Here is a 24,769-nt window from a genome sequence, read left to right on the forward strand (position 1 = left end):
CCTCCGCACAGGGCATCAGGCCGCCGCGGCGGGCGCGGCATCCTCGGCGAGCGCCGCGAGCGCGGCCGCGGTATCGGCGAAGGCCGCCTGCTCGTCGATACCCTGGCGCAGGAAGCCGCGGATGGCGTCGATACGCTGCAACGCCACATCGGCTTCGGCATCGCTGCCGCGCTCGTACTCGCCCAGGCGCACCAACAGCTCCACCTCGTCGTACTTGGCCAGCAAGCTCCGCACCCGCTGCGCCGCTCGGCGATGGTCAGCATGCGTGATGGCGCCCATGACGCGGCTCGCCGATGCGAGCACATCGATGGCCGGGTAATGACCGGCGGCGGCCAGCTTGCGCGAGAGAATGATATGACCATCCAGTATGGAGCGGGTCTCGTCGGCGATGGGCTCGGTCATGTCGTCACCCTCCACCAGCACGGTATACAGGGCCGTGATCGAGCCACTCGCCCCCATGCCCGCACGCTCCATCAGCTTTGGCAGGGTCGCGAATACCGATGGCGGAAAGCCGCGCCGGGTGGGGGGCTCGCCCGCCGCCAGACCGATCTCGCGCAGCGCCCGCCCGAAGCGGGTCACCGAGTCCATCAGCAGCAGCACGCGCTGGCCCTGGTCGCGAAAGTACTCGGCGATGGCCGTGGCCACATAGGCGGCTTTCACGCGCTCCATGGCCGGTCGATCACTGGTGGCCACCACGACCACCGAGCGCGCCAGGCCCGCGGCGCCCAATTCCCGTTCCACGAATTCCCGCACCTCGCGGCCGCGCTCGCCGATGAGCGCCACCACGGTGACGTCGACGTCAGCCCCCTTCACCAGCATCCCCAGCAGCGTGGATTTGCCGCCGCCGGCGGCGGCGAAGATGCCCATGCGCTGCCCCTCGCCGCAGGTCAGCAGGCCGTCGATGGCGCGCAGGCCCAGCGGCAGCGGTGTCGCGATGACGCGCCGCCGCAAGGGCTCCGGGGCATCGGCGTAGACCGGATAGTAGCGCTCCGGGTCGAGCGGTCCATGCTCCGCCTGGTCGAGGGGACGCCCCATGCCATCGAGCACCCGCCCGAGCAGCCCGCGGCCCACGGGCACCTGCTGCATCCGCCCCGTGGGCAGTACCTCGGTGAGGGGCGAGACCCCGAACATGTCCCCCAGCGGCGTCAGCAGCGCCACATCCTGTGAGAAACCGACGACCTCCGCCAGCAGCTCGCCGGTGCCGTCCGGCTCGCGCAGCACACAAAGCTCGCCGATGCGCGCCCGCGGCACCATTGCCCGGATGATGGTTCCCACCACCTGCAGCACCCGCCCGCGCACCGCCAGTGGTTGTATCCCCCGCACGGCATCCTCGAGCAGCCGTGTGATGTAATCCAGCTTCATAGCGACACCCGCGCCAGTGGCTGAATATTGATCTCCTGGGTCAATTCCTGATAGCTCAGCACCGGCAGCTCGAACAGCTCGGGCTCGATCAGCTTGCGCACATAGCGGCGAATATCCATGGACGTGATCAGCACCGGCCGGCTCGTCTGCTGCGTCAGGTCGCCGACGCTGTCTTTGACCCTGGCGACGAAACGCTGGCTCGCGGCGGGCTCCAACGCCAGATAGCTGCCGGAGGATGTCTGCCGCACCGCGTTGCGAATGGTCTCCTCCACGTCCGGGTCGAGCAGATAGGCGGGCAGAATATTGTGTCCGGCACTGTACTTATAGCTGATGTAACGGCGCAGACTGCCGCGTACATATTCGGTCAGCAAGACCGTGTCCTTCTCCTTTTGTCCCCACTCGATGAGCGCCTGCAGCACCGCGCGCAGATTCCGGATGGAAATATCCTCCGACACCAGGCGCTGGAGAATCTCGGTGATCTTTTGAATGGAGAGAATCCGCTGGGCCTCTTTCACCAGCTCACCGCAGCGCGGCTCCAGCTGATCCATCAGAAAGCGGGTCTCCTGGATGTCGATGAAGCTATCGGCATACTTACGCAGGATCACGGAGAGGTGATAGCCCAGGATGCCGCTGCCGTCCAGATAGGCGAGACCGCCCTGCGCCAACAGCGGCTGATGGCGCGACTCCACCCAGAGCGTTTTCACTCCCGGCAGAAACGGGTCATCCGGCGTGTATGGGATGGCGAACAGCTCGAGGTTGTCCACACGATCCCGGACCAACAGCCGGTCGGCGCGCACGCGGCCCTGCGCCACCGGGATCTCCTGGAAGTAAATGTGATAATCATCGGCATCCAGGGCCTCGTTGGCGCGCACGTGGATGCCCGGAAAGGGCACCCCCAGATCCAGATACAGGGCGCGGCGGACCCGTACCAATTCGTCGTTGAGCTCCGCCACCGGCAGCCGCGCCTGCAACGCACCGGCGAGATCGATGAGCAACGGCACGGTCAGCGAGAAGTCCTCGGGCTCGGAGAGCTTCTTGCTGTCGCCGCCGCGGCGCTGCTGGGGCTGACTGGCGGCGCGCGTGGCGGGCAGCGCGGCGACGCCGGCCTGGCCTGTGGCTTCCCGCGCACGGGCGCGCAGCAGCCAAAAGCCCAGGCCGGCGAGCAACAGCGCCAGGATCAGGAATACCAACGCCGGGAAGCCCGGCACCAGTGCGAAACCGATCAGCATGGCGGCCGCCACCAGCAGCGCCTTGGGCTCCTGCCCCACCTGGGTACCGATGTCACGGCCGAGATTGTCGGAGTCCTCGGTGGTGACACGGGTGACGATGATACCCGCCGTCATGGCGATGAACAGCGCGGGGATCTGCGCCACCAGGCCATCACCCACGGTGAGCGTGGCATACAGCTGCAGAGCCTCACCGCCGCTCATGCCCTCCTGCAGGGTGCCGATGGAGAGCCCGCCCAGGATGTTCACCACGATGATCACCAAACCGGCGATGGCATCGCCCTTGACGAACTTCATGGCGCCGTCCATGGAGCCGTAGAGCTGACTCTCCTTTTCCACCAAAGAACGCCGCCGCCGGGCCTCGTCCATATCGATGACACCGGCGCGCATGTCGCCGTCGATACTCATTTGCTTGCCGGGCATGGCGTCCAGCGAAAAGCGCGCGCTCACCTCGGCGACGCGCTCCGAGCCTTTGGTGATGACGATGAACTGGACAATGGTGATGATCAGGAAGACCACCAGACCGACGACGAGGTTGCCACCGACCACGAAATTGCCGAAGGTGGTGACGATGGCGCCGGCGTCGGCCTGCAGCAGAATCAGGCGGGTGGTGGTGACCGACAGCGCCAGGCGAAACAGGGTGGTCAGCAACAGCACCGCCGGGAAGGCGGAGAACGCCAGCGGCGTGGCGAGATACACCGCCACCATCAGCAGGATGACGGCGATGGTCATGTTGCCGGCGATGAGCACATCGACGATGCCCGTGGGCATCGGCAGGATCATCATGAAAATGATGGCGACGACGAACACCGACAGCAGCAGATCGGTGCGCTGCGCGAGAAACGTAAGACGGTGCTGGAGCTGCTCCACGCGCGATCCCGCCACACTCAGTCCGGCCGCGGATACAGTCTGTCGAGCTCCAGGAAGCGCTCGAGCGCCCGCCGGGCGGCGGCATGCTCGCCCTGGGCGAGGAGCGCCTGGGCACGCAGCAGATGCGCCCCCGCCGGCGCGTCCGCCGCCTCGACGCTCAGCACCGCCAACGCCGCCGCTGGCTGCCCGGTGCGCAGCTGACAATACGCGAGCGCCAGACGACAGGTATGCTCGTTGGGCGCAAGGGCATGTAAGGCGGCGTAGAGGCGACGCGCATCGTCGAAACGGCCCTGGCGCAATTGTACGAAGGCCAGCATCTGCAACGCCTCGAGCTCGGGTGACATCGCGCCCTCAGGCCCGCAGCAACAGGCCCCGATAGGTGTCGAACAGGCGTTTCAGGGTGGCCTGCTCCTCGAGCACGGCGAGCGCTTCGCGGCAAGCCTGCTGGTGTGGACCCGGCTGCTCGGCAACGCCGGCGAGATACTGCTGCGCCGCGCTCAGCAGTGCCGGGTAGCGGCGGCTGCCGAGGATACTGCGATCCGCTGGATGGGGCATCACCATCGCCTCGATGCGCTGATCGAGCCCCGCCGGCAGCAGATCGCCGAGGCGGCTCAGTGGCGGCAGCTCCGCCGGCGAGAGATCCTGGCTGTTGGGCAGGGTCGTCTCGGGGCCCTCGAGTCGCACCAGGCGCTCGATGCCCACATCGAGTCGATAGGCATCAGCCACCTCATTTTGCATCTGCATGCCGTTCTCCAATGCTGCTGCGAATACCACGCCGGATGATGGTCATCCGTGCCGTCGGCCCTCACTGCGCTTCAAGCGCCATCGCGCATCCGCGCGTGCAGGCGGGTGAGCAGATCGAGCCCCTGCGTCAAGTCCGTCGCCCGTACGCCGCTCGGCAGCAGTAGCCCAAAGACCAGCTCGTCGCCCTCCGGGCCGCTGTGCAAGCCGGCGCGAACGTCGTACGGATACCGGTGACGCGGGTGGCACAGATCGAGGGCCAGCCGCCAGTGCGGCAGCCCGTCGTCGGCCATGGGTGCCGCAAGATACATGAGCAGCCCCGTGGACTGGCGGTCCAGATACAGCCGGCCGCGATGCTCGAATGCCAGCCGCAGGGGCCACTGCACCTCACCCCCCGCGACCGGCGGCGTAAACCCGAGCAGACCGAGAAACTCGTCGACGGCGGCACTTTGTAGGGGGTCGGGATCAGCCATGGCGGCGGCTCAGGCCTCGTCTGCGATCAAGGTGTCGAGGGCATCCTGCACGGCGCGTACGAACTTGTCGCGACGCTCGGGCTCGGCGTAGGCCTTGGGTGGGATTTGCCAGACCAGCTCGCGCAGCTCGTGGAAGAAGCGAATCTCGCCGCGGCCGTCGGCCAGTCCCAGGGTCTGGGTCAGATTGTGCAGACGTTGCTGCGGCATCCAGTCTGCATCGGTGAGCTCCAATAACCCTTGCAACAGCCGATGCCCGTCGGTGCCCGCCGGCGCCAGTCCGCGGGCCACGAAGCGGGCCGCCAAGGCGTTACAGGCCTCGTGCAGCCCACCGAGCACTTCCAGACGATACAAATCGTCCACCACACCGCGCAAGGCCTCGGGCTGGCGCGACGGGCGCGCCGCCGCCAGGTCCTGCGCGGCGGCGCGCAGGAGAAAATCCACCGTTTCGCGCAGGGCCGCCTCGCCCCGCAGCTGCACCGCCGCGCCGTACATGCCGGCGAGGGTGGATTGCTCCAACACCACGGCGCGGTAAAGCGCCTTGAGCGCGGTCTCGGTGTCGTAATCGGCGCCGCCGGCGGCGTCCAGCGCCGGCACGATGTTCAGGCCCGCCCGAATGGCCGGCCCCGCCGCCGCCAGCGATAACGCCATGGCCGCACTCACCGTGTCGGCATCCATGCCCGGGGGCGGCTCCGCCTTCAGGCGCGCCAAGGCGGCGAACTGGTCGCTGGGGTCTTGCAGGTGGGCCGCGGCGCGCTCGACCAGGGCGCTGGCGGAGACGGGCGGCTTGCTGCTCACATCATCCAGAAACGCCCGCAGCAGTTTGGTCAGCGCCAACAGCCGCCGGGCCTGCTGCTCCCCGCGTTGTTGCTCGGAGGAGGCCGCATCCGACGGCGCACGGCTCGCCCGCTGGCCAACACCCACACGCCGATCCTGCAGCCGCCGCGCCGGCCGCTCCTCTTCGGCCTGATCCAGCCCCTCCGCCAGTTCCTGCACCAGGGAGGTCGCACCGGGGTCGAGGGACACGCGCTCGCCCTGATAGCGGGATTCCCTGCGTCCCGAATCGGCGCCCCGCCCTGCGTCCGGACCCTGCGGCGTTTTCCCGATACCAGTAACGTCCATTGGCGACCTCGACCTATGCGGACAGGTTATTGTCGCTGGGATTTCAGAGTTTGTACCAGCACAGGGCGCATTTCGTTAGCACCACCGGCTTTTTCCAGCATTTCCTTATTGCCCTGATCCATTGCCGATAGCAGTGCGTCGTCAATTGATTGTTTGAGTGAGGAGGCAGTCAAATGCCCCACCACCGGCTCGCTCACATCCTGATGCGTGCCAGCAACCCGCACGAATTCACTAAAGACATCAAGCCGGGTATCGCCGCCATACAGGCTCGTAATCTCCCATAGATCAGCGCCGGACTGTCGCATCTTGGTCAGCGCCTCCGCCGCCGCGCGATCGAGATGATGAAGCGTGGTAATCATGCCGTCAGTGTCTTGCCTCTGCGCGTGTTCAAGCAGCGTCTGCAGACCACTTTGCATGACGCTGCTCATGCTTTCGTACTGCTTAACTTGCTCCGGATCCATCCGCCGTGATTGAGCGATGTCGGTGAGCAGCGCTTTTTGCGCATCTGTCAGTGTCGCGCTTTTATTGATTGCCTGGACAGCATCTTGATGCCGTTCAATCGCATCGGTGATTTTCTGGCTCAAGTGCTTATCGAGGGTATAGCGAATAGACTGCAGATCAGAGCCGCACCCGAAATGCTCGGGCGCTGCGCGCCAATTCCCTTCCACATACTCAGTCATCCCTTTCGCGATGTCCTTGGCCGCTGCTTCAAGGGTCGGATTCTGCTGCACGTTAGCGGCTTGTGAGAGACTCGATGCTGGGTTTTTGAGGTCAAGCTTCGGTTTCAACAGGTGCATCAACGCTCCCTCCCGCGCCGTATTCTCGATCGCCTTGACGGTTGGCTTGGTCGACGCACGCTGCAGAATCGTGCTCAGTGCGTCCTGATCCATGCCCGGCAGGTGCTTCATGTCAGCGTAAAGGTCAAGCACGCGCCCGGCGACATCGGCGATGTCTTGGTTCGTCAGTATGCCGTTGCCGTTGCTGTAATTATCCAGTCCTTTACAGCCTTGGCGGATCGCGTCTTTGATGGCTTTGGCGCCGTCTTCGCCGACAATGCCTGACAAGTCCGCTGCGTCGTTGAGCTTGAAGCCCTTGTCCAAGCACAAGTTGATGATATCCGTCTCCCCAGGGCCGCGGTGTCCACCCTGCACCGGACTGTCTACAAATAGTGTTATTCGCCTATTACTGATGTCGCGGGCCTGATCGCGGGCCTGATCGATGTCCGACAGTACGTTCTTGACGGCCCGCGCAGTGAGCGGGGTCGGAGCGTTTACGTCAATACGCTTCGTCGCCATATCGGCAGCGCCTTCGCCAAGGTCATGGTGCAGTGCTTTGACGAAACCGGCGCGCACCTGGCGGTTGGAGACCGAGAGGTTGTCGAGCTGCTGCTGATACTGGTTCACTTCCGCGCGTGCGCTTTGCAGTGCACCCAATCGTCCCAGCAAGGGCACCTTTGACAGCCCGGCCTTCAAATTGGTCCAAGCGCTGGGCGGCGCCGTGGGTGTCTCGAGCTGCAACTGCTGGTCGGCAGCACCTATCGTATGATCCAGCTGCTGCTGCTGCTGTGCCTGCTGCACGATCTGGCGGAAACTGTCGATGCTCGGCATGTCGTGAGCTCCTGATTAGCCGAAGATGATTTGCGCGTGGTTGACGCCGTCGGCGGCGGGCTGGGAGGCGTTTGACGCCTGTGCGCCATCTGCCCGCTCGCGGATGCGCGCGCGCCACGACTCGGCTTCGGCGACCAGATTTTCCACGATGGTGGCGAGGGCGGCGGTGTCGAGGCCTACCAGGGTGTGGGCATAAGCCAGGATGATGCCGTTGGTGCCTGTCTCCAGCGACAACGTCGCCCCGCGGGTGCGGTGCCAGTAGAGGTTGGCGGCCAGCAGCTCGCGCAGGAGTGGCTCGCAGCCAGTGTCAGGAATCTCCCCCAGATAGACCGAAAAGACCAGGCGTTCCTGCACGTCGTCATATTCGATGTTGAGCACGATGTCATCTTCGAACACGAGGAGGCAGCTGTTGGTCTCTTCACCGATGCTAAGATCGTTGAGGGTCAGCTGGCGACCGAAATCCGCTAGCAGTTGGTTGACGTGTGTAAGCTTGCTCATCTTCCGTACCCTGATGCTGCTGATGTTGAACAGGTAACGATCGGCGCCGTCACCACGGCCCGGGCTCAGCCCCGGCAGGGGAGCATAAACCTACGCGCGGACTGCGACTTATCCCAGCGTCCAACTTGCTTGACTGAGCGTCCAGCAATGGGCGGTTTCGGCGTGTCTCCCCGGCCGGCTCGGCGTCGGTGCATCTGTACCGCGGATCGATGGCACGCCCCCGGGGATGGTTACCCGGGGCGGCACATCGCGACGCGTCTCAACGGCAGGGAGCGCTGCCCCAGTCCTGATGCCCCCGACCGGAGCGGCATTGCACCTGGCGGCCGACCCAGGTCAGCCGCCAGCCGGCGGCGGCCGGCACGAGTTCCAGGCGATAGCGTTGGCCGCGCACGGCATCGTCCGGCAGCCCGACTTGGGTGAACAGCACCACCTGCCGGCCGGCGGTCTCCGACAGCAGCTCCACGCCTTGGGAATAATTGCCTTCCACCGGCCCGTCGATGCCGTAGAGGCGCGGGGCCAGTGCCAGGGGATCGGCGCTGGTGGTGTCACCGGCGGGCAGAGGCAGGGGCTGGAATGGGGCGCGGCCGGGGTCGGTGCTCAGGACCTCGGTGCGGGCATTCTCGGGGGGAGCGGCGCAGCTGGTGAGCAGGAGGACGATCAGGGGGATACCGAAGGACAGGTACGCCACGCGCGCCCGGTTGGATGGCCGCTGGCTGCGGTCGCCATCAAGCATGTTTGAGACCTCGATCTGGGGTTGGGCCCCAGATCATACTGCAATGCCCCCGTCCGGACGGCTGCGCCGCGCCGGCCGTGGCCGGCCGCCCGTGCCGGCCTTCAGCCCGCCGCGCTGTACTCGCTCTTGGAGCCGGTGAGATCCCAGGCGAAGGTGCAGTCGAGATGCGAGAGCACGGAGATGAGCCCGCTCTCACCGTCTTCGACCATGACGGCGACGGGCGCGCGCTTGCCGAACTGCTTGTTACCCCGCTTCACCCACATGTCGCGCATTTCCGGGTTGCGCGGAAAATAGGTGTGCAACGCATCTTCGATGCGCAGCAGGTAGGCGACCCGGCGATCGACGGTGGCGTCGACCGGGAAGGCCTCTTCGTCACGGAAGCGGGCGAGATTACGCGGCTTGACGCTGTCGGGCAGCTGCAGCAGCCGGATCATGTCCTGTGCGCTGAGGTTCCAGCTCTCCAGCATGCTCATGACCTTGCGCGTCATGGTATGGCGTTCTTCGGCGGTGAGCTCTGTCATGGGCTTTGACCTTGGTTGGCGATGGGCGGTGGGGCAGGCGCGGCCGGGTGCAGCCGACGATGGCGGCGATGGCGGCGGGTGCGCAGCGCGACGGACCCGCCGGGCGCCTGTGCTTGGTCCGACGGGCCTGCGGCGATCGCGGGGCCTTCGATGCTGCGACCGACATGCAGGCGAAAACCTAGTATACAACCCGGAAATGGCCGCCGCACCGCGCAGCGCCTCAGCGCCTCAGCGCGAAGCCGCCGCCCGTCAGCCGCCCGGATTCACACGCGTGGTGTCCAGCCCGATGCCGATGGGGCCGCGCGGCAGCCAGACCTCCAGCAGCTCCCCGCCGCGGCGCACGCTCACGGGCACCAGCTCGCCGCGGGCGCCGGCGCTGGTCGCCGCACGCAGATCCCGGAAGTCCAGAACCTGTGCATCACCATAGCGCTCGATGACATCCCCCGGCTGCAGGCCGCCGTCCTCGCCGGCGGAGCCGGGGATCACCGAGTCCACGGCCACGCGATTCGGCTGCCCGGTGGCGTAGAGGTAGCGGTCGTAGGCGTCGACGCCGATCTCATCCTCGATGGACACCTGCTGCTCGTTGATGCGGCGTAGCTCTTCCTGGTAACGGGCGGAGCCGAGCCAACCGTCGCGGGCCGCCTCGTCGCGCAGTTCCAAGCGTGCGAGGGAGAGCTGCGAGCGCCGCCAGACGAGATCGTCGGCCAGATCCGGTGTCACACCGGCTCGCAGCAGCGCATCCCGCTGCTCGACGGGTGATGCCGGACGCCGCGGCTGCGCCGGCTCGTCGGTGTCCGCCGCTTCCGGCTTGCGCCGCTCCATCAGTGCGACGCGCTGGCGCAGTTCCGCAAGCTCCGCCTGCATGCGGCCCCAGCCGTCGGTGAGCTCATCGATGCGAACCGCCAGTGCCGCGGTGACTTCCGGGGAGACGGCGGGTGGCGTCGGCTCAGGCGCAGGCTCTGGCTCGAGCGCAGGCTCTGGCTCGGGCTCGGCGTCCACAATGCTCACCGCCGCGACATCGGGCGGCGGCGCCGGTGGCGGCGCTGGCACCGGCTCCGGCGTCTGTTGCGGCGGCGACGGCGTGCTCGGCTGCTCGCGCAGGACGTCGGAGAAGACGGCGGCGCCGGTGAGCAGGCCGACGAAGAAAGTGGTGGTCGCAGTGAGGATCAGTCGGTTACGTGGTTGCATCATGAAGGAGCATTCGTGGCCGAAGTTGAGAAAGTGTCTCGAGACTCGGCGCAAATCAATGTCTGCGTGTTGCTGCTATGGGCTGGCCTGACTGCCGGCAGCCCTTTAGGCCATCGTCCGGGGCTTGCGTTCCGCAGCCCGCCGCGCCCCGGTCCGGGGCTGGCGGCGTGACACACGATGTGCGCTGGTGTCCCGCCTGCGCCCCGGTGTCGCGATCCAGCGGTTCTCTGCGGGACACCGCGGGGGCAGCACACGGCCGCTTCGCCCCAGGTCACGAGCCCGGGCGTGGTGCGCCTGCGCCCCTCAGGCCGGCAGCCGGTCCAGCAGCAGCTCCAGGGTGCGGCCGACGGCGGCGTACAGGCCTGGATCGACGCCTCGGATCTCGGCGGCGGTCTGCACCCAGCGCGCCGCCACCAGCTCGTGCGCGCATGCGCGGCACAGCGCCGCAACGCTCGCGGGGGTGGACTCCAGATGGAACTGCAGGCCCAGGACCCGGCCGTGGAGCAGGAAGGCTTGCTGGCGGCAGGCGGCGCTGGTGGCCAAATGCACCGCACCGTCGGGCAGCTCGAAGGTGTCGCCGTGCCAATGGAAGGCCGGCAGCGAATCCGGCAGATCATCCCACAGCCCCAGGCCTCGGGCCTGGGACGTGAGCCGCACGGGGAACCAGCCGATCTCTTTGTGGGGGTTGCGAAACACCCGTGCGCCGAGCGCCGCGGCGATGAGCTGGGCACCCAGGCAGACGCCGACGACGGACTTGCCCGCGGCCACGGCGGCGGCGATGAACGCCTGCTCCGGCACGAGCCAGGGATGGGCATCCCTATCGCCCACCCCCATGGGCCCGCCCATCACCACGAGGCGATCGAACGTGCTCAACGCCGGCAAGCTGTCGCCGGCGTCGAGACGCGTCACCGCGAGGGAGTGACCCCGGCGCCCGGCCCAATCGGCGATGCGGGCCGGGCCTTCGAAGGGCACGTGCTGCAGGACTTGTATACGCATCAATTGCCTCCGCCGCCGGCACCGGGTCTGTCCCGGCCCCTGCCAGGTCCAGCGCCGGCGCTGGCGCTGGCGTGACTCTGTCCCGAGGGTGCTCCGGACGCTGCTTCAACGCCGCAGCGACGCCAGCCGGGCCTCACCCGGCCGCCGCCAGTGCCTGATCCAGATCGGCGATGATGTCGTCGACATGCTCGATGCCGATGGATAGCCGCACCAGATCCTCGGACACGCCGGCGCTGGCGAGCTCCTCGGGCGAGAGCTGGCGGTGGGTGGTGGTGGCGGGATGGCAGGCCAGGGTCTTGGCATCGCCGATGTTCACCAGCCGCACCGCCAGCTGCAGCGCATCGATGAACTGCGCGCCCGCCGCGCGCCCGCCCTTGATGCCGAAGGACAGGATGGCGCTGGCCTTGCCGCCGTCCATGTACTTTTGCACCAGCGGATAATCCGGGCTGTCCGGCAGGCCCGCGTAGCGCACCCATTCCACCTTGTCATGACTTTGTAGATATTGCGCCACGGCAACGGCGTTCTCGCAATGGCGATCCATGCGCACGGGCAGGGTTTCGATACCCTGCAGCACCAGGAAGCTGTTGAACGGTGAGATGGCGCTGCCCATGTTGCGCAGCGGCACGACGCGGGCCCGGCCGATATAGGCCGCCGGCCCCAGCGCCTCGGTGTAGACCACGCCGTGGTAGGAGACATCCGGCTCGTTCAGCATCCCGAAGCGCTCGGCATGCTCGGCCCAGGGAAAATGGCCGGAGTCCACCAGCACGCCGCCGATGGTGGTGCCGTGGCCGCCCATGTATTTGGTGAGCGCATGCACGACGATGTCGCAGCCGTGCTCGAAGGGCCGGCACAGGTAGGGGCTCGGCACGGTGTTGTCGACGATGACCGGCACGCCATGGCCGTGGGCCATGTCCGCAATGGCCGTGAGATCGGCGACGTTGCCGGCCGGATTGCCAATGGACTCGCAAAACACGGCCTTGGTGCGGGCGTCGATCTTCGCCGCCATGGCATCGATGGCGTTGGGGGCGACCATACGCACCTCGATGCCGAGCCGCGGCAAGGTGTGGGCAAAGAGGTTGTAGGTGCCGCCGTACAGCGTGCTGGTGGCGACGATGTTGTCGCCCGCCTCGGCGATGGTGAAGATCGCATAGGTCACCGCCGCCATGCCGGAGGCGAGGGCCAGCCCGCCGACGCCGCCCTCCATGGCCGCCACCCGCTGTTCCAGCACATCGCTGGTGGGATTCATGATGCGGGTGTAAATATTGCCCTGCACCTTGAGATCGAACAGGTCCGCGCCGTGCTGGGTGTCGTCGAAGGCGTAGCTGGTGGTCTGGTAGATGGGGGTGGCGACGGCCTTGGTGGTGGGGTCCGGCTGGTAGCCGGCGTGGATGGCCTTGGTCTCGATTTTCATGCTGCACTCCTCTGGTGTGATCGTGGGGCGGTTACAGTGTTGTCGTCAGCGCGCTCGTGTCGGCGCGGCCATCCGGGCCGCCCGCTGCCCCGGCGCAACGGGCGCTAAGCATAGCGCATGGCGCCCGCGCGCTCAGGCGCCTCGCACACACGGAGCGTTGTGCTAGATTTAGGGTCAGGGGAGAGCACCACGGGGACGCTGACGATGATCGACATTAAGCACAAAGAGACGGGTGAAGTCCTCGCCAGCATCGATGCTGGCGAGTTTGCGGGCGCCGATCTGCGCGACATGCGCTTGAACGGCGCGGACCTGACGGGCGCCGACCTCAGCGGCGCCAATCTGGAGTTCAGCGACCTCGTGGGCGCGGATCTCTCGGGGGCCAGCCTGCGCGGTGCGGTGCTGCTGAGTGCGCACCTGAACGATGCAGACCTCACCGGCGCCGACTTGACGCGGGTACGCGCGGGCTCCGAGCGCCCGGCACAGGCGGCGGTGCTGTCCGGTGCGAGCCTGCGCAGCGCCAATCTGGAAGGGGCGGACCTGCGCAACGCCGAGGTCCGCGGCGCCAACCTGCAGCAGGCCAAGCTCACGGCGGCGGACATGCGCGGCACGGATTTCTCCGGCAGCAACCTGTGCCACATCACAGCCACCAAGGCGCTGTTCATCAAGGCCAGTCTGCGCGAGGCCAACCTGTGCGGCGCCGACCTGCGCGAATGTCACCTGAACGATGCCAACCTGGTGCGCGCCAGCATGCACGACGCCGACCTCACCAGCGTGCAGCCCGGCGGCTTCACCGTGGCCAATCTGGCCAATTTCGAGGGCGCGGATCTGCGCAATGCCCGTTTCAGTAAAGCCGTTGTGCAGGACGCGAACTTCCGCAACGCCAATCTCACCGACGTCGACTTCACCGGTGCCGTCCTCGGTGGTGCCATCCTGCGGGGGGCGAACGTGGCGGGGGCGGATTTCCGCGGTGTGGAGCTCGCGAGCGTCACCATGGAGTTCGCGAACTTCTCGAAGGCGCTCAACGCGACGATTCCAAGTTACAAGAAACACCTGCGCTGAACCGGTTGGGCGGCGGACCGGGCGCCACCGCAGCCGGCGAACGCGGGTCGGTGTGCCCGCCGACCCCGCCTGAGGCGGGATCCCAGGCCGGTGGGAGCGCCGTTGTTGCAGGCAACGACGAGCCGCAAGCGCTCGGCCCGCAGGACAAATGAAGGCTCAGCGCGCGAGGCGCGAGATGCGCACCACCAGCGGGATTTGCCGCAGCCGGCGCATGATGTTGGCGAGATGCGCGCGGCTATGGACGTTGATGGTGAAATCCAGCGTCGAGGTTATACCGTCCTTTTCGCGGGAATTCACGTACTCGATGTTGGAGCCCTGCTCGGCGATGGCGGCGGCGATGGTGGCCAAGGCGCCGCGGCGATTGCCGACCTCCACGCGGATTTCGGTCTGGAACTCCGCCTTGGGATCATCCGACCACTCCACGTCCAGCCATTTGTCACGCTTGGACTGGAACTCGCCGAGGTTTCGGCATTCGCAGCGATGGATGACGATGCCCTTGCCGGGGCTGAACAAGCCAGTGATGGCATCACCGGGGATGGGCCGGCAGCAGCGCGCCAGGTTCACCACCATGCCCTCGGTGCCACGGATGGCGAGCCGTCGGGGACTGCCCTCCTCGGACACTGCGGTCTCGGCGCCGGTGTTATCGACGCCGGCGAGACGGCGCGCCACCAACAGGGGCAGGCGGTTGCCGAGACCGATCTCGGTAAACAGCGCCGCCGGCGAGTCCAGCTGAACCTCCCGGGCGTAGACACCGATGACGGATTCGCCGACGTCGTCGACGTCCAGTCCAAAGCGCGCCAGCTCGGCGTTCAGCATGCGCCGGCCCAGCACCTCGGCCTCCTGCGCCTGCAGATTCTTCAAGTAGCTGCGCACATTGGCCCGCGCCTTCCCGGTCACCACGAAGTTCAGCCACGCGGCATTGGGCTTGGCACCGGGCGCGTTGATGATCTCCACCGTCTGGCCGCTGCGCAGGGGCGTGCGCAGGGGGGAGAGCCGGCGATCGATGCGCGCGGCGACACAGGTGTTGCCCACATCGGAGTGGATGGCATAGGCGAAGTCGACGACGGTCGCCCCTTTCGGCAGCACCAGGATGCGTCCCTTGGGGGTGAAGACGTAGACCTCGTCCGGGAAGAGATCGATCTTGACATGCTCCAGGAACTCCTGAGAGTCACCGGAGTCCCGCTGCATCTCCAGCAGGTTCTGCAGCCAATCGTCGGCGAGCGCCTTGGCACCCACCCCCTCGGCGGCATTCTTGTAGAGCCAGTGCGCGGCGATGCCGGCGTCGGCGATGCGGTGCATGTCCCGGGTGCGAATCTGCACTTCGATGGGCGACCCCTGCGGCCCCACCAGCACCGTGTGCAGGGACTGATAGCCATTGGACTTGGGGATGGCGATGTAGTCCTTGAATTTTCCGGGCACGGGCTTGTACAGGTTGTGCACCTGACCGAGCACCCGGTAGCAGTCGTCCACACGCTCCACCACCACCCGGAATGCGAACACATCCACCAGCTCTTTGAAGGATTTGGCCTGCTCATGCATCTTGCGGTAGATGCTGAACAGGTGCTTCTCGCGCCCGGAAACCTCGGCGTCTATCTCCTCCTGGTGCAGACGCCGGCGCACGGCGGTCTCGACGTTGGCCACCAGCTCTCGCTGGTGCTGGCGCGCGCGGCGCACGGCGCCCTCGAGCACTCGATGGCGCCAGGGCCAGAGGTGGCGAAACCCGAGATCCTCCAGCTCAAGGCGCAGGCTGTTGATGCCGAGCCGATTGGCGATGGGGGCGTAGATCTCCAGCGTCTCGCGGGAGATGCGCCGGCGCTTCTCCGGCGCCATGACGCCGAGGGTACGCATGTTGTGCAGCCGGTCGGCGAGCTTGATGAGAATGACCCGAATGTCGCGGGTCATCGCCAGCATCATCTTGCGGAAGTTCGCCGCCTGGGCCTCGGCGCGGGATGGGAAGTCGATCTGGGTCAGCTTGCTGACACCGTCCACCAGCTCCGCGACCTCGTCGTCGAAGAGCGCAGCGAGCTCGGACTTGGGCTTGCCCGTATCCTCCAGCACATCGTGCAGCATGGCCGCGATCAGACACTTGTGGTCCATGCGCAGCTCGGCGAGGATGCGCGCCACGGCGATGGGGTGATAGATGTACGGCTCGCCGGATTGGCGCTGCTGGCCCGCGTGGGCCTCGGCGCCGTAGAGGTAGGCGCGATACACCTCCGAGACCTGCTCGGGCGGCAAGTAGGCGTCGAGCTCGGCGCACAAATCGCTGATGAGGTAGCGTGGCTTGCGCGGCGCAGACGCCGGCGTCGGGCTGTGTCGGCGACTCGTCGTCGTCGGTGCGCCACCGCGTGCTGTGTCGGCGGCCGGCTGATCGGCGTCGTGACGTCTGCCCGCCGGGGCATCGGCCTGCGCCTGGGCCGCCGGCAGCGCAGCCCCCATGTGCGCCAGCGGCGTGCTCACCTCGTCGGCCTCCGCCGGAAGGCCGGGGCTGCGCGCACCGTTGCGGTGCGTATTGGGGGCAGTGGCGGGCGCGGCGTTGGAGCCAGCGCCGGAGCCAGTATCGGGCTGCCGGGGGATAACCAGCGCATGGATGCTGCCGAGCGTGTCTCAGGCTGTTCGGCCCGTGGCGCCTAGGCGGACTCGTCGTCTTCGCCGCCGCGCATGCCGAGCTCTTCGGCCAGCGCCTTCTCCAGCGCCTCGGCCGCATCCGCCGCCGCCCGGTCGGCCTCGGCGAGGGTCTCGGGCTTGACCTCGCCCCCGGCAATTTCGCGCAGCGCCATGACCGTGGGCTTATCGTTCTCCCAAGGCAGCATCGGCTCGACACCATTGGCGAGCTGGCGGGCGCGCTTCGAGGCCAAAAGCACGAGGTTGAAGCGATTGTCGACGTGTTCGAGGCAATCTTCGACGGTGATACGGGCCATGCTGGCGCTCCTGATGGCGTGGGCTTGATCGCAGAAACCGAGGCCGGGGCCGGCGGCATGCCTGCCGCGGCCGGTATCCGACGTCTCCGTTGATGATTGTCGTCGCCGCGCGGCAGCGCAAGGGGCTGGGCCGTGTTGGGCACCGGCTGCGCTGCCCACGCTCGCGTTCGACGTAGGGCTTCAGACAATACCAGAAAAGTCGTCCCCCAGCCTGTGCCGGGCCCGGCGAGTGGCGCAACGGCGCTGTGGCCACCCGGCGCGCTGGGGGCGAGTCGCACCCGGTTGGGTCAGCGTTGGGTCGGCGTTGGGCCGGCCTTGGCCCATGGCCGGGCCGGGGCCGGGTGCTCAGTCCCCGGCGAGCATGGCCGCCAGGGCCGCGGCGTGGCGCCTGGCCTGGCGGCGCTCGCGCAAACGCTCGGCGGTGACGATGGCCCGCAGCTCATCCAGTGCCGCGGTGAAGTCGTCGTTCACCACCAGGTAGTCGTATTCATCGTAATGGCTCAGCTCATCCCGCGCCTGGGCCATGCGCGCGGCGATGACATCGTCGGCATCCTTGCCGCGGCCGCGCAGACGTGTCTCCAGCGCCGCCAGCGACGGCGGCGCGATGAACACGCCGACCGCTTCCGGAAAGCGCGCACGCACCTGTCGGGCCCCCTGCCAATCGATCTCGAGCAGCAGATCGGCCCCCGCATCCAGGCGCTCGCGCAGCGTCGCCGCGGCGGTGCCGTAGGCGTTACCGAAGACGCGGGCGTACTCGACGAACTCGCCCGCCTCGGCCATGTGCTCGAAGGTGGCGGCGTCGATGAAGTGATAGTGGATACCGTCTGCCTCGCCCTCACGCGGCGGCCGTGTCGTGTAGGACACGGAGAGCTGCAGTGATGGCTCCACGTCCAACAGCGCCCTTACCAGGCTCGTCTTGCCGGCGCCCGAGGGCGCGGACACCACCAACAACAGGCCGGGCCCGGCTGCCTGCGCGCCGTCGGCGGTGACGGCTGCGAACGGCGGGGTTTGCGAGTCAGCCATCGTCATCACTCCAGATTCTGCACCTGCTCGCGCATCTGTTCGATGAGCACCTTCATCTCCACCGCGGCGTGGGTGGTGTCGGCGTCTGCGGATTTGGCGCTCAGCGTGTTGGCCTCACGGTTCAGCTCCTGCATCAGGAAATCGAGGCGTCGGCCCACCGGAGTATCGGCGTCCAGTGCTTTGCGCACCGCGTCCAGGTGCACGCCGAGGCGATCCATCTCTTCGTCCACGTCCAGGCGCTGTGCCACCAGTGCGATCTCCTGCTCCAGGCGTGTCGGGTCCAGCTCAGCACGCAGCTCTGACAGTCGCTCGCGGATACGGTTGCGCACGGCATCCAGCACCTGCGGCAGGCGCACGCGCACGCCTTCGACCAACTGAGCAAGCTTCTCGCAGCGCTCCAGCAGCAATGCCCGCAGCCTGCCGCCCTCGCGCTCGCGGTTGTCCACCAGCGCATCCAACGTGCGCTCCAGCAGCGCCAGGGCCGCCACCGCCACGGCGTCCAGATCCTGCTGCGGCGTCTCCAGCAAACCGGGCCAGCGCAGCAGATCCAGGACGTGCGGGGTGGCGGGCTCGCCGATGCGGGTGGCGATCTCGTCGGCGGCGGCGAGCACCTGTTCCAGTAGCCGGCGATTGACTTTGAGCCCATCTGCGCGCTCCCCGGCGGGGACGAACCGCAGGGTACAGTCCACCTTACCCCGGCCCAGGCGCGCCGCAAGGCGCTCGCGTACCGGCGTCTCCAGCGTGCGCAGATCGTCGGGCAGGCGCAGGTGGGGCTCGAGAAAACGGTGATTCACCGAGCGCAGTTCCCAGGTGAGCTCACCCACCTCGGTGCTGCTGCTTTCTCGGGCGAAGGCGGTCATGCTGCGGGTCATCGCGCACCTCTGGCGTCATCGTTGCGGCACGCCCGGCGGGCGCAGTGCAGGGCCGAAAACGGTATCATACCGGGCTTCGGCGCTCGCCGGCTCGGCCATGGCCACCATTGGCCGTGCGCGACCACGGCCCCTCGCCAGGCCAGGGCGACGCCGACGCGCGAGCGCACGAGTGCTTGCGCCGCCGCGCCGACGTCGCCAGCGTCCCCGCGCAACCCGTCGCCGCAGCACCCCAACAACCCGGCATGCAAACAACCCTGGGAGGAACCCGACTGATGCGCCCATCCCAGCGCACACCCGACGAACTGCGCCCGGTACGCCTCACCCGCGGCTGGACCCGGCATGCCGCGGGCTCGGTGCTCGCCGAGTTCGGCGCCACCCGTGTGCTGTGCACCGCCAGCATCGAGGAGCGGGTACCGCCGTTCCTGCGCGGTGCCGGCCAGGGTTGGGTGACGGCGGAGTACGGCATGCTGCCGGGCGCCACCCATGATCGCACCGCGCGGGAAGCGGCCCGCGGCAAACAAAGCGGTCGCACACTCGAGATCCAGCGGCTCATCGGCCGCGCCCTGCGTGCGTCCATGCACCTCCCCGCGCTCGGCGAGCGCACCATTACGCTCGATTGCGACGTGCTGCAGGCCGACGGCGGCACGCGCACGGCGGCCATCACCGGCGCCTGGGTGGCGCTGCATGACGCCCTGACACAACTGCACGACGCCGGCCTGTTGCCGACCTGGCCACTGGCGGCGCAGGTGGCGGCCGTCTCCGTCGGCGTGTTCGCCGGCACGCCCGTACTGGACCTGGATTACGCCGAAGACAGCAAGGCGGAGACGGATATGAACGTCGTCATGAACGCCGACGGCGGCCTGATCGAGGTTCAGGGCACCGCGGAGGGCGCCGCCTTCTCCCGCACCGAGCTCGACGCCATGCTGGATCTGGCGGAGCTCGGCATCAAGCAGCTCGTGGCCGCCCAGCGCGCCGCCCTCGCCTGAGCGCCGGCCGTCGTCCCGGGCCCCAACAATCGTCCTGCGCCCAGCCCTGAGGTACCTCGCATGTCAACCGCCCGACCCGCCCGCATCGTGCTCGCCAGCAACAACCCGGGCAAAGTGCGCGAGATCAGCCAGCTGCTCGCAGACGCCGGCGTCGCGGTGCTGGCGCAGCGGGACTTTGCCATCGGCGAGGTGGCGGAGACCGGCCTGACTTTCGTCGAGAATGCCATCATCAAGGCCCGCCATGCCGCCGCCGGCAGCGCATTGCCCGCCATCGCCGACGATTCGGGCATCGAAGTGGACGCACTGAACGGCGCCCCCGGCATCTACTCCGCCCGCTATGCCGGGCCCGCCGCCGATGACGCGGCCAACAACGCCAAGCTGCTGGCGGCGCTGGCGGACGTCCCCGATGCCGCGCGCAGCGCCCGCTATCAATGCGTCATGGTCTACCTGCGCCATGCCGAGGACCCGACGCCAATCATCTGCGTCGGCACCTGGGAGGGGCGCATCCTGCGCGAGCCCCGCGGCGACAACGGCTTCGGCTACGACCCGCTGTTTTTCGTGCCCACGCACCAATGCAGCGCCGCGGAGCTGGCGCCGGCGACCAAGAACGCCCTCAGCCACCGCGCACAGGCGCTGCGGGGATTGGTGGCACAGCTCACCACCGATGCGCCTTGAGCGACGGCGTGGGAGCGCCCCGGCGGCCACCGCCAGCCCGACCCGTCGCACAACCGCCAGTGCTCGCGCCCGTGCGCACCAGCCGCGCCTATCAGCCGAACCTCCCGGGGCCCAACCTCATGGACACCGAGCTCAACCGCAGCATCGCCGACAACCTGGCCCGGGTGCGTGAGCGCATCGCCGCCGCCGAGGCGCGCTATGGCCGCCCGCCCGGCAGCGTCGCACTCCTGGCGGTGAGCAAAGTCCAGGGCGCCGAGCGTATCGCCGCCGCCTATGCCGCAGGCCAGAGCGCCTTCGGCGAAAGCTATGTGCAGGAGGCGCTGGACAAGCAGGCCGCCCTCGCCCATCTGCCCCTCGGCTGGCACTTCATCGGCCGGGTCCAGACCAACAAGACGCGCGACATCGCCACTCACTTCGACTGGCTGCATAGCCTGTGCGATCTCAAGCATGCACGCCGACTCGCCGCCCAGCGCCCCGCCGACGCCCCGCCACTGCAGGTCTGCGTACAGGTGAACCTCAGCGGCGAAGCGAGCAAGGCCGGACTGGCGCCGCAGGACGTGGCTGCGCTCATCGACGCCTGCGGCGCGCTCGCCGGCATCACCGTCGCGGGCCTGATGACACTGCCGGCGCCGGCGCAGGATCTGGCCGCCCAGCGCCGGCCGTTCGCAGCGCTGCGGGCGCTGCGCGACCGGCTGGCGACGCCCGACCTGCCGCTGACCACGCTGTCCATGGGCATGAGCGCCGACCTGGAAGCGGCCGTTGCCGAGGGCGCTACAATGGTGCGCATCGGCACCGCCGTCTTCGGCGCCCGCCCGCCGGCGGGCGGGCGCTGAGCGGCGCACGTACAACGCCGGTAACACCCGCTCACCGCCGCCTGCGACGGCGTGCATGGGAAATCCCACGGCGGCCGAGCCGAGCCGATTGAGCCAACCAAAACCCGAGCCACCCGACGGAGGCCCGCCACAGCATGTCCCCGAGTCAGACCCGCATTGCCTTCATCGGCGGCGGCAACATGGCCCGCAGCCTGGTCGCCGGCCTCATCGCCGACGACCACGCGGCGAGTGCGCTGACCGTCAGCGACCCCATCGCCGACACGCGCAGCCAGCTCGCCCGAGCCTACGGCGTCCACACCACCGACGACAACGCCGCGGCGGCCGCCGCCGCCGAGGTCGTCGTGCTCGCCGTCAAGCCACAGACAGCCCCTGATGTCTGCCGCGCCTTGGCACCGCACCTACCCCGTCCGGCGCCGCTGGTGATCTCGGTGATGGCCGGGGTCACCGAGGCCGCCATCTGCAGCTGGCTGGGCGGCGACACGGCCCTGGTGCGCAGCATGCCCAACACCCCCGTGCTGGTTCAGTCCGGCGCCATTGGCTTGCATGCGAATGCGGCGACCACGGCCGCCCAGCGCAATCTGGCGGAAGAGGTTCTGCGTGCCGGCGGCCTCACGCGCTGGGTGAGCACCGAAGCCGACCTGGACGCGGTCACCGCCGTCTCCGGCAGTGGTCCGGCCTACGTCTTTTTGTTCATGGAAGCGCTGGAGACGGCCGCAATGGCCGAGGGCCTGGACGCGGAGACAGCACGGCTCCTTGCCATCCAAACGGCCCTCGGCGCCGCGCGCATGGCGGTGGAGAGCGATGAGTCGCCCGCCGAGCTGCGCCGCCGCGTCACCTCACCGGGCGGTACCACCGAGCGCGCACTCGCTGTCCTCACCGACGGCGGACTCGAGCCCCTGCTCGGTCGCGCCGTCGCCGCCGCCCGCACCCGGGCACAGGAGCTGTCACAACTGTTGGGAGCCGACGCATGACCGAAGCCTACTTTACGAACCCGCTCATTTTCCTGGTCAAGACGCTGTTCGGGCTGTACATCGCCTTGGTGATGATTCGCTTCCTGCTGCAGTGGGCACGGGCGGATTTCTACAACCCCATCTCGCAATTCGTGGTTACGCTGACGTCGCCCGTGCTGCGGCCGATGCGCAAGCTGATCCCGGGCTACCGCGGCGTCGACACCGCCTCGCTGGTGCTCGCCTGGCTGCTGAAATCCGTGGAGCTGGCGGTGCTGGCGCTGCTGTTCGGGCTCGACCGCAATGTGCTGCTGGCCCTCGCCTGGGCCATTCCGGCGCTGGTGGGCCTGGTCATCAGCATCTTTTTGTTCGCGATCCTGATCCGCGTCATCCTGAGCTGGCTGAATCCCGATCCGTTCAACCCCGGTGTCGAGCTGCTGAACCGGCTGACCGACCCCATTCTGGAGCCGGCGCAGCGGCTGGTACCGCCCATCAGCGGTATCGATCTCTCGCCCATGGTGGCCATGATTGGCCTGGTGCTGCTGCAAATGCTGCTGCTGCCACCGCTGCGGGCGCTGACCGGCACTCCCTTCTGAGTGCGCCTGGGCGCGGTGTCCGCTTGCCGCACGGACACCGCGACAGTACGCCCTGTGTCGGTGATGTGCTCGACCACGCCATCGACGGTGGCGGGCACACCTCACCGCGGGTTCTGTAACGCGATGATGCCGGCCCGCGCGAGCCCCGAAGGGCCGATGGCCGGCGAGCGTGCCAGAACACCAGCGTTCGGTGAGGCTCTCCTCAATCCAGCGCGGCGAGCAGCAGCACCAGCACCAACGCGCCGCCGAGCGCGACGGCCCAGCCCGGCGCGGTGATGGTCACGTCCGACCGCAGCCAGGTGCGCAGGCGCTCGAGGGGTGATCCGCCTGGGGGGTTGGGGGCATTGGACATGTCAGAACCTCTCGTTGGGATGTTTGCGGGCAAATGAGGGATGGCGCGCCGCAATCAAGACGATCGACGAGGGACGACGATTCCAAGCCGCCGGGGGCGTCTCAGGTGGCCGCAGGCACCGGGACCGCAGGGGCGCGCTGCGCGGTCAATGTCGCAACGGCGGTGCGGACGAATGGACGCCGTGCCCGGCTTGATGGGCGCTTGGTCGACGCCGTCGCTACGGGAGACACGAACGCCGCCGTCCTCACCCGGCTCGCCCGTCCCGGCCGCCTGCTCACCCCGTCGCCAGCAGCTGCCACAACGCATAACCGCCGAAGCCCAGCACCAGCAGCCCCGCCGCCCGGCGCAGCCAGATCGCCTCCAGGTAGCGGGCGGCCGCCCCCGCCAGCAAACCGATGCCGAGCAGGTTCGGCAGGGTACCGAGACCAAAGGCCAGCATCAGCAGGGCGCCCTGCACCGGCGAGCCCGTTCCCAGCGCCAGGATCAGGACGCTGTAGACGAGTCCGCAGGGCAGCCAGGCCCACACCAGCCCCACCGCCAGCGCCCGTCCGACGCTGCGGATGGGCAGCAGCCGGCGCCCCAGGGGCTCGAGGTGCCGCCAGAGCAGGCCGCCGGCGCGCTCTATCACCACCAGCCCGCGCCACCAGCCGCCGAGGTACAGCCCGAGCGCAATCATCATCACCGCCGCCAGGCCATAGAGGGTGCGCTGGCCCCAATGGAGCACGCCGGACTGGGCCAGCAGCGCGCCGACCCCGCCCGCCAGCGCGCCGGCCAGGCCATAGCCCGCGACCCGCCCCAGGTTGTAGCCCAGTTGCAGCGGCAGCGACGCGCGCAGGTGGTGGCGGCGCGCCGGGTCGATGCCCAGGGTGAGCATGGACACCACACCGCCGCACATGCCGACACAGTGCACGCCGCCGAGCAGACCGACCACGAAGGCGGTGGCCAAGGATGTCAGCATGTCGCAAGCCCCCGCAGCGCGTTACCATCACCGCCGGCCGCGGCCGCTGCCGCACCAGGGGCCAGCGACCGCCGACGGGCAATGTCAACCGCTGCGCTCACCACAGACCATCGAGACCGCATCGCATGCAAGACTATCAGCGCCAATTCCTGGAGCTCGCAATCGCGACGGACGTCCTGCGGTTCGGCGACTTCACCCTCAAGTCCGGGCGCAAGAGCCCCTACTTCTTCAACGCGGGCGCCTTCAGCACCGGCGGCGGGCTGGCCCGGCTCGGCGAGCACTACGCGGCGGCGCTGATGCGCTCGGGGCTGGCGGTGGACATGCTCTTCGGACCCGCCTACAAGGGCATACCGCTGGCCGCCTGCACCGCCATCGCCCTCGCCGAGCGCCACGGCCGGGACCTGCCCTTCGCCTTCAACCGCAAGGAGGCCAAGGATCACGGCGAGGGCGGCAGCATCGTCGGCAGCGCCCTCGGCGGGCGCGTGCTCATCGTCGATGATGTCATCACAGCCGGCACCTCCGTGCGCGAGTCCGTGGACATCATTCGGGCCGCGGGCGCCGTGCCAGCCGGCGTGCTGATCGCCCTCGACCGCTGCGAGCGCGGCACCGGCGAGCAGTCGGCCACCGCGGAGATCGCCGCGACCTTCGGCTTGACGACGGTGAGCATCGTCACCCTGCACGACCTGGTGGAGCATCTGCACTCGCACGCCGAGCTGGCTGCCTTCCATGATGCCCTCGCCGAGTATCGGCTGCGCTACGGCACGGCGGCCCCGGGCTGAGCGTCTTCGCACGACGGTTTCTCTCC

26 protein-coding genes are annotated in these 24,769 nt (G+C 68.2%); 7 read left to right on the forward strand and 19 right to left on the reverse strand.

All coding sequences use genetic code 11. The features are described from left to right. Nucleotides 1-15 precede the first annotated feature (15 nt). The 13 genes from sctN to QZ588_RS06055 form a co-directional block, all read right to left on the reverse strand. Nucleotides 16-1,362, reverse strand: coding sequence for a type III secretion system ATPase SctN (gene sctN / locus QZ588_RS05995; protein WP_295540855.1), 1,347 nt, complete (start codon nucleotides 1,360-1,362; stop codon nucleotides 16-18). Further along, nucleotides 1,359-3,458, reverse strand: coding sequence for a type III secretion system export apparatus subunit SctV (gene sctV, locus QZ588_RS06000; protein WP_295540857.1), 2,100 nt, complete (start codon nucleotides 3,456-3,458; stop codon nucleotides 1,359-1,361). Before sctV ends, sctN begins: the two co-directional genes overlap by 4 nt. Before the next feature lie 17 nt (nucleotides 3,459-3,475). After that, nucleotides 3,476-3,802, reverse strand: coding sequence for a tetratricopeptide repeat protein (locus tag QZ588_RS06005; RefSeq protein WP_295540859.1), 327 nt, complete (start codon nucleotides 3,800-3,802; stop codon nucleotides 3,476-3,478). Nucleotides 3,803-3,809: 7 nt separating this feature from the next. Further along, complete coding sequence (locus QZ588_RS06010) at nucleotides 3,810-4,202, reverse strand: hypothetical protein (protein WP_295540860.1); 393 nt, start codon at nucleotides 4,200-4,202, stop codon at nucleotides 3,810-3,812. Nucleotides 4,203-4,273: 71 nt separating this feature from the next. Further along, nucleotides 4,274-4,672: a hypothetical protein gene (locus QZ588_RS06015; RefSeq protein ID WP_295540861.1), complete on the reverse strand. Its 399-nt coding sequence runs from the start codon at nucleotides 4,670-4,672 to the stop codon at nucleotides 4,274-4,276. Nucleotides 4,673-4,681: 9 nt separating this feature from the next. Further along, nucleotides 4,682-5,695 (reverse strand): TyeA family type III secretion system gatekeeper subunit, encoded by a 1,014-nt coding sequence (locus tag QZ588_RS06020; protein WP_295540863.1) that lies wholly within the window; start codon nucleotides 5,693-5,695, stop codon nucleotides 4,682-4,684. Between the two features lie 122 nt (nucleotides 5,696-5,817). Then, the gene (locus QZ588_RS06025) at nucleotides 5,818-7,398 is read right to left on the reverse strand and encodes a hypothetical protein (protein WP_295540865.1); all 1,581 of its coding nucleotides are present in this window, start codon (nucleotides 7,396-7,398) and stop codon (nucleotides 5,818-5,820) included. A gap of 15 nt (nucleotides 7,399-7,413) precedes the next feature. Next, nucleotides 7,414-7,896: a type III secretion system chaperone gene (locus tag QZ588_RS06030; RefSeq protein WP_295540867.1), complete on the reverse strand. Its 483-nt coding sequence runs from the start codon at nucleotides 7,894-7,896 to the stop codon at nucleotides 7,414-7,416. Between the two features lie 259 nt (nucleotides 7,897-8,155). After that, the gene (locus QZ588_RS06035; protein WP_295540869.1) at nucleotides 8,156-8,629 is read right to left on the reverse strand and encodes a hypothetical protein; all 474 of its coding nucleotides are present in this window, start codon (nucleotides 8,627-8,629) and stop codon (nucleotides 8,156-8,158) included. 101 nt (nucleotides 8,630-8,730) lie between these two features. Continuing rightward, complete coding sequence (locus QZ588_RS06040; RefSeq protein ID WP_295540871.1) at nucleotides 8,731-9,150, reverse strand: DUF2384 domain-containing protein; 420 nt, start codon at nucleotides 9,148-9,150, stop codon at nucleotides 8,731-8,733. A 249-nt stretch (nucleotides 9,151-9,399) separates the two neighbouring features. Continuing rightward, entirely contained in the window at nucleotides 9,400-10,341 is a 942-nt protein-coding gene (locus tag QZ588_RS06045; RefSeq protein WP_295540873.1) for a PDZ domain-containing protein, read from the reverse strand. Nucleotides 10,342-10,641: 300 nt separating this feature from the next. Continuing rightward, nucleotides 10,642-11,334 carry a type 1 glutamine amidotransferase gene (locus QZ588_RS06050; protein ID WP_295540875.1) on the reverse strand — a complete coding sequence of 231 codons (693 nt, stop codon included), beginning with the start codon at nucleotides 11,332-11,334 and terminating at the stop codon, nucleotides 10,642-10,644. A gap of 133 nt (nucleotides 11,335-11,467) precedes the next feature. After that, entirely contained in the window at nucleotides 11,468-12,745 is a 1,278-nt protein-coding gene (locus QZ588_RS06055) for an aminotransferase class I/II-fold pyridoxal phosphate-dependent enzyme (protein WP_295540877.1), read from the reverse strand. A gap of 204 nt (nucleotides 12,746-12,949) precedes the next feature. Between QZ588_RS06055 and QZ588_RS06060 the strand changes: the two genes are divergently transcribed. Beyond that, nucleotides 12,950-13,804, forward strand: coding sequence for a pentapeptide repeat-containing protein (locus QZ588_RS06060; protein WP_295540879.1), 855 nt, complete (start codon nucleotides 12,950-12,952; stop codon nucleotides 13,802-13,804). 156 nt (nucleotides 13,805-13,960) lie between these two features. Here the strand turns inward: QZ588_RS06060 and QZ588_RS06065 are convergent, their stop codons facing one another. The 4 genes from QZ588_RS06065 to QZ588_RS06080 all read right to left on the reverse strand — a co-directional run bounded on the left by QZ588_RS06065 (nucleotide 13,961) and on the right by QZ588_RS06080 (nucleotide 18,617). Then, on the reverse strand, nucleotides 13,961-16,261 hold the full coding sequence (locus QZ588_RS06065; RefSeq protein WP_295540881.1) for a bifunctional (p)ppGpp synthetase/guanosine-3',5'-bis(diphosphate) 3'-pyrophosphohydrolase: 2,301 nt from the start codon (nucleotides 16,259-16,261) through the stop codon (nucleotides 13,961-13,963). A gap of 170 nt (nucleotides 16,262-16,431) precedes the next feature. Next, nucleotides 16,432-16,722, reverse strand: a complete 291-nt coding sequence (gene rpoZ, locus QZ588_RS06070) for a DNA-directed RNA polymerase subunit omega (protein WP_295540882.1) — start codon at nucleotides 16,720-16,722, stop codon at nucleotides 16,432-16,434. Between the two features lie 345 nt (nucleotides 16,723-17,067). Next, nucleotides 17,068-17,745 (reverse strand): guanylate kinase, encoded by a 678-nt coding sequence (gmk, locus tag QZ588_RS06075; RefSeq protein ID WP_295540884.1) that lies wholly within the window; start codon nucleotides 17,743-17,745, stop codon nucleotides 17,068-17,070. Between the two features lie 5 nt (nucleotides 17,746-17,750). After that, the gene (locus QZ588_RS06080) at nucleotides 17,751-18,617 is read right to left on the reverse strand and encodes a YicC/YloC family endoribonuclease (protein ID WP_295540886.1); all 867 of its coding nucleotides are present in this window, start codon (nucleotides 18,615-18,617) and stop codon (nucleotides 17,751-17,753) included. 272 nt (nucleotides 18,618-18,889) lie between these two features. Here QZ588_RS06080 and rph point away from each other — a divergent pair, with 272 nt between their 5' ends. The 5 genes from rph to QZ588_RS06105 all read left to right on the forward strand — a co-directional run bounded on the left by rph (nucleotide 18,890) and on the right by QZ588_RS06105 (nucleotide 22,654). Beyond that, nucleotides 18,890-19,603, forward strand: a complete 714-nt coding sequence (gene rph, locus QZ588_RS06085; RefSeq protein WP_295540888.1) for a ribonuclease PH — start codon at nucleotides 18,890-18,892, stop codon at nucleotides 19,601-19,603. Between the two features lie 60 nt (nucleotides 19,604-19,663). Further along, nucleotides 19,664-20,278, forward strand: coding sequence for an RdgB/HAM1 family non-canonical purine NTP pyrophosphatase (rdgB, locus tag QZ588_RS06090; protein ID WP_295540890.1), 615 nt, complete (start codon nucleotides 19,664-19,666; stop codon nucleotides 20,276-20,278). 119 nt (nucleotides 20,279-20,397) lie between these two features. Beyond that, the gene (locus QZ588_RS06095; protein WP_295540913.1) at nucleotides 20,398-21,111 is read left to right on the forward strand and encodes a YggS family pyridoxal phosphate-dependent enzyme; all 714 of its coding nucleotides are present in this window, start codon (nucleotides 20,398-20,400) and stop codon (nucleotides 21,109-21,111) included. A gap of 134 nt (nucleotides 21,112-21,245) precedes the next feature. Further along, nucleotides 21,246-22,082 (forward strand): pyrroline-5-carboxylate reductase, encoded by an 837-nt coding sequence (gene proC / locus QZ588_RS06100; protein ID WP_295540892.1) that lies wholly within the window; start codon nucleotides 21,246-21,248, stop codon nucleotides 22,080-22,082. After that, nucleotides 22,079-22,654 carry a YggT family protein gene (locus QZ588_RS06105; protein WP_295540894.1) on the forward strand — a complete coding sequence of 192 codons (576 nt, stop codon included), beginning with the start codon at nucleotides 22,079-22,081 and terminating at the stop codon, nucleotides 22,652-22,654. Before proC ends, QZ588_RS06105 begins: the two co-directional genes overlap by 4 nt. A 202-nt stretch (nucleotides 22,655-22,856) precedes the next feature. Here the strand turns inward: QZ588_RS06105 and QZ588_RS06110 are convergent, their stop codons facing one another. Continuing rightward, nucleotides 22,857-23,006 carry a hypothetical protein gene (locus QZ588_RS06110; protein WP_295540896.1) on the reverse strand — a complete coding sequence of 50 codons (150 nt, stop codon included), beginning with the start codon at nucleotides 23,004-23,006 and terminating at the stop codon, nucleotides 22,857-22,859. A gap of 274 nt (nucleotides 23,007-23,280) precedes the next feature. Continuing rightward, nucleotides 23,281-23,964: a sulfite exporter TauE/SafE family protein gene (locus QZ588_RS06115; protein ID WP_295540898.1), complete on the reverse strand. Its 684-nt coding sequence runs from the start codon at nucleotides 23,962-23,964 to the stop codon at nucleotides 23,281-23,283. A gap of 125 nt (nucleotides 23,965-24,089) precedes the next feature. Here QZ588_RS06115 and pyrE point away from each other — a divergent pair, with 125 nt between their 5' ends. After that, nucleotides 24,090-24,743 carry an orotate phosphoribosyltransferase gene (pyrE, locus tag QZ588_RS06120; RefSeq protein ID WP_366929535.1) on the forward strand — a complete coding sequence of 218 codons (654 nt, stop codon included), beginning with the start codon at nucleotides 24,090-24,092 and terminating at the stop codon, nucleotides 24,741-24,743. The last annotated feature ends 26 nt before the right edge of the window (nucleotides 24,744-24,769 follow it).

Origin of the sequence: uncultured Thiohalocapsa sp. (assembly GCF_913062725.1) — a bacterium.
Taxonomy (GTDB): domain Bacteria; phylum Pseudomonadota; class Gammaproteobacteria; order Chromatiales; family Chromatiaceae; genus Thiohalocapsa.

Excerpts from the sequence above, each read along its gene's own strand:
- QZ588_RS06010 (WP_295540860.1), bottom strand. The coding sequence starts at position 4,202 with ATGCAGATGCAAAATGAGGTGGCTGATGCCTATCGACTCGATGTGGGC.
- QZ588_RS06060 (WP_295540879.1), top strand. The coding sequence starts at position 12,950 with ATGATCGACATTAAGCACAAAGAGACGGGTGAAGTCCTCGCCAGCATC.
- proC (WP_295540892.1), top strand. The coding sequence starts at position 21,246 with ATGTCCCCGAGTCAGACCCGCATTGCCTTCATCGGCGGCGGCAACATG.
- QZ588_RS06110 (WP_295540896.1), bottom strand. The coding sequence starts at position 23,006 with ATGTCCAATGCCCCCAACCCCCCAGGCGGATCACCCCTCGAGCGCCTG.
- pyrE (WP_366929535.1), top strand. The coding sequence starts at position 24,090 with ATGCAAGACTATCAGCGCCAATTCCTGGAGCTCGCAATCGCGACGGAC.
- sctN (WP_295540855.1), bottom strand. The coding sequence starts at position 1,362 with ATGAAGCTGGATTACATCACACGGCTGCTCGAGGATGCCGTGCGGGGG.
- QZ588_RS06015 (WP_295540861.1), bottom strand. The coding sequence starts at position 4,672 with ATGGCTGATCCCGACCCCCTACAAAGTGCCGCCGTCGACGAGTTTCTC.
- rpoZ (WP_295540882.1), bottom strand. The coding sequence starts at position 16,722 with ATGGCCCGTATCACCGTCGAAGATTGCCTCGAACACGTCGACAATCGC.
- gmk (WP_295540884.1), bottom strand. The coding sequence starts at position 17,745 with ATGGCTGACTCGCAAACCCCGCCGTTCGCAGCCGTCACCGCCGACGGC.
- QZ588_RS06040 (WP_295540871.1), bottom strand. The coding sequence starts at position 9,150 with ATGACAGAGCTCACCGCCGAAGAACGCCATACCATGACGCGCAAGGTC.
- QZ588_RS06045 (WP_295540873.1), bottom strand. The coding sequence starts at position 10,341 with ATGATGCAACCACGTAACCGACTGATCCTCACTGCGACCACCACTTTC.
- QZ588_RS06055 (WP_295540877.1), bottom strand. The coding sequence starts at position 12,745 with ATGAAAATCGAGACCAAGGCCATCCACGCCGGCTACCAGCCGGACCCC.
- rdgB (WP_295540890.1), top strand. The coding sequence starts at position 19,664 with ATGTCAACCGCCCGACCCGCCCGCATCGTGCTCGCCAGCAACAACCCG.
- rph (WP_295540888.1), top strand. The coding sequence starts at position 18,890 with ATGCGCCCATCCCAGCGCACACCCGACGAACTGCGCCCGGTACGCCTC.
- QZ588_RS06095 (WP_295540913.1), top strand. The coding sequence starts at position 20,398 with ATGGACACCGAGCTCAACCGCAGCATCGCCGACAACCTGGCCCGGGTG.
- QZ588_RS06105 (WP_295540894.1), top strand. The coding sequence starts at position 22,079 with ATGACCGAAGCCTACTTTACGAACCCGCTCATTTTCCTGGTCAAGACG.
- QZ588_RS06025 (WP_295540865.1), bottom strand. The coding sequence starts at position 7,398 with ATGCCGAGCATCGACAGTTTCCGCCAGATCGTGCAGCAGGCACAGCAG.
- QZ588_RS06080 (WP_295540886.1), bottom strand. The coding sequence starts at position 18,617 with ATGACCCGCAGCATGACCGCCTTCGCCCGAGAAAGCAGCAGCACCGAG.
- QZ588_RS06030 (WP_295540867.1), bottom strand. The coding sequence starts at position 7,896 with ATGAGCAAGCTTACACACGTCAACCAACTGCTAGCGGATTTCGGTCGC.
- QZ588_RS06115 (WP_295540898.1), bottom strand. The coding sequence starts at position 23,964 with ATGCTGACATCCTTGGCCACCGCCTTCGTGGTCGGTCTGCTCGGCGGC.
- QZ588_RS06005 (WP_295540859.1), bottom strand. The coding sequence starts at position 3,802 with ATGTCACCCGAGCTCGAGGCGTTGCAGATGCTGGCCTTCGTACAATTG.
- QZ588_RS06050 (WP_295540875.1), bottom strand. The coding sequence starts at position 11,334 with ATGCGTATACAAGTCCTGCAGCACGTGCCCTTCGAAGGCCCGGCCCGC.
- QZ588_RS06035 (WP_295540869.1), bottom strand. The coding sequence starts at position 8,629 with ATGCTTGATGGCGACCGCAGCCAGCGGCCATCCAACCGGGCGCGCGTG.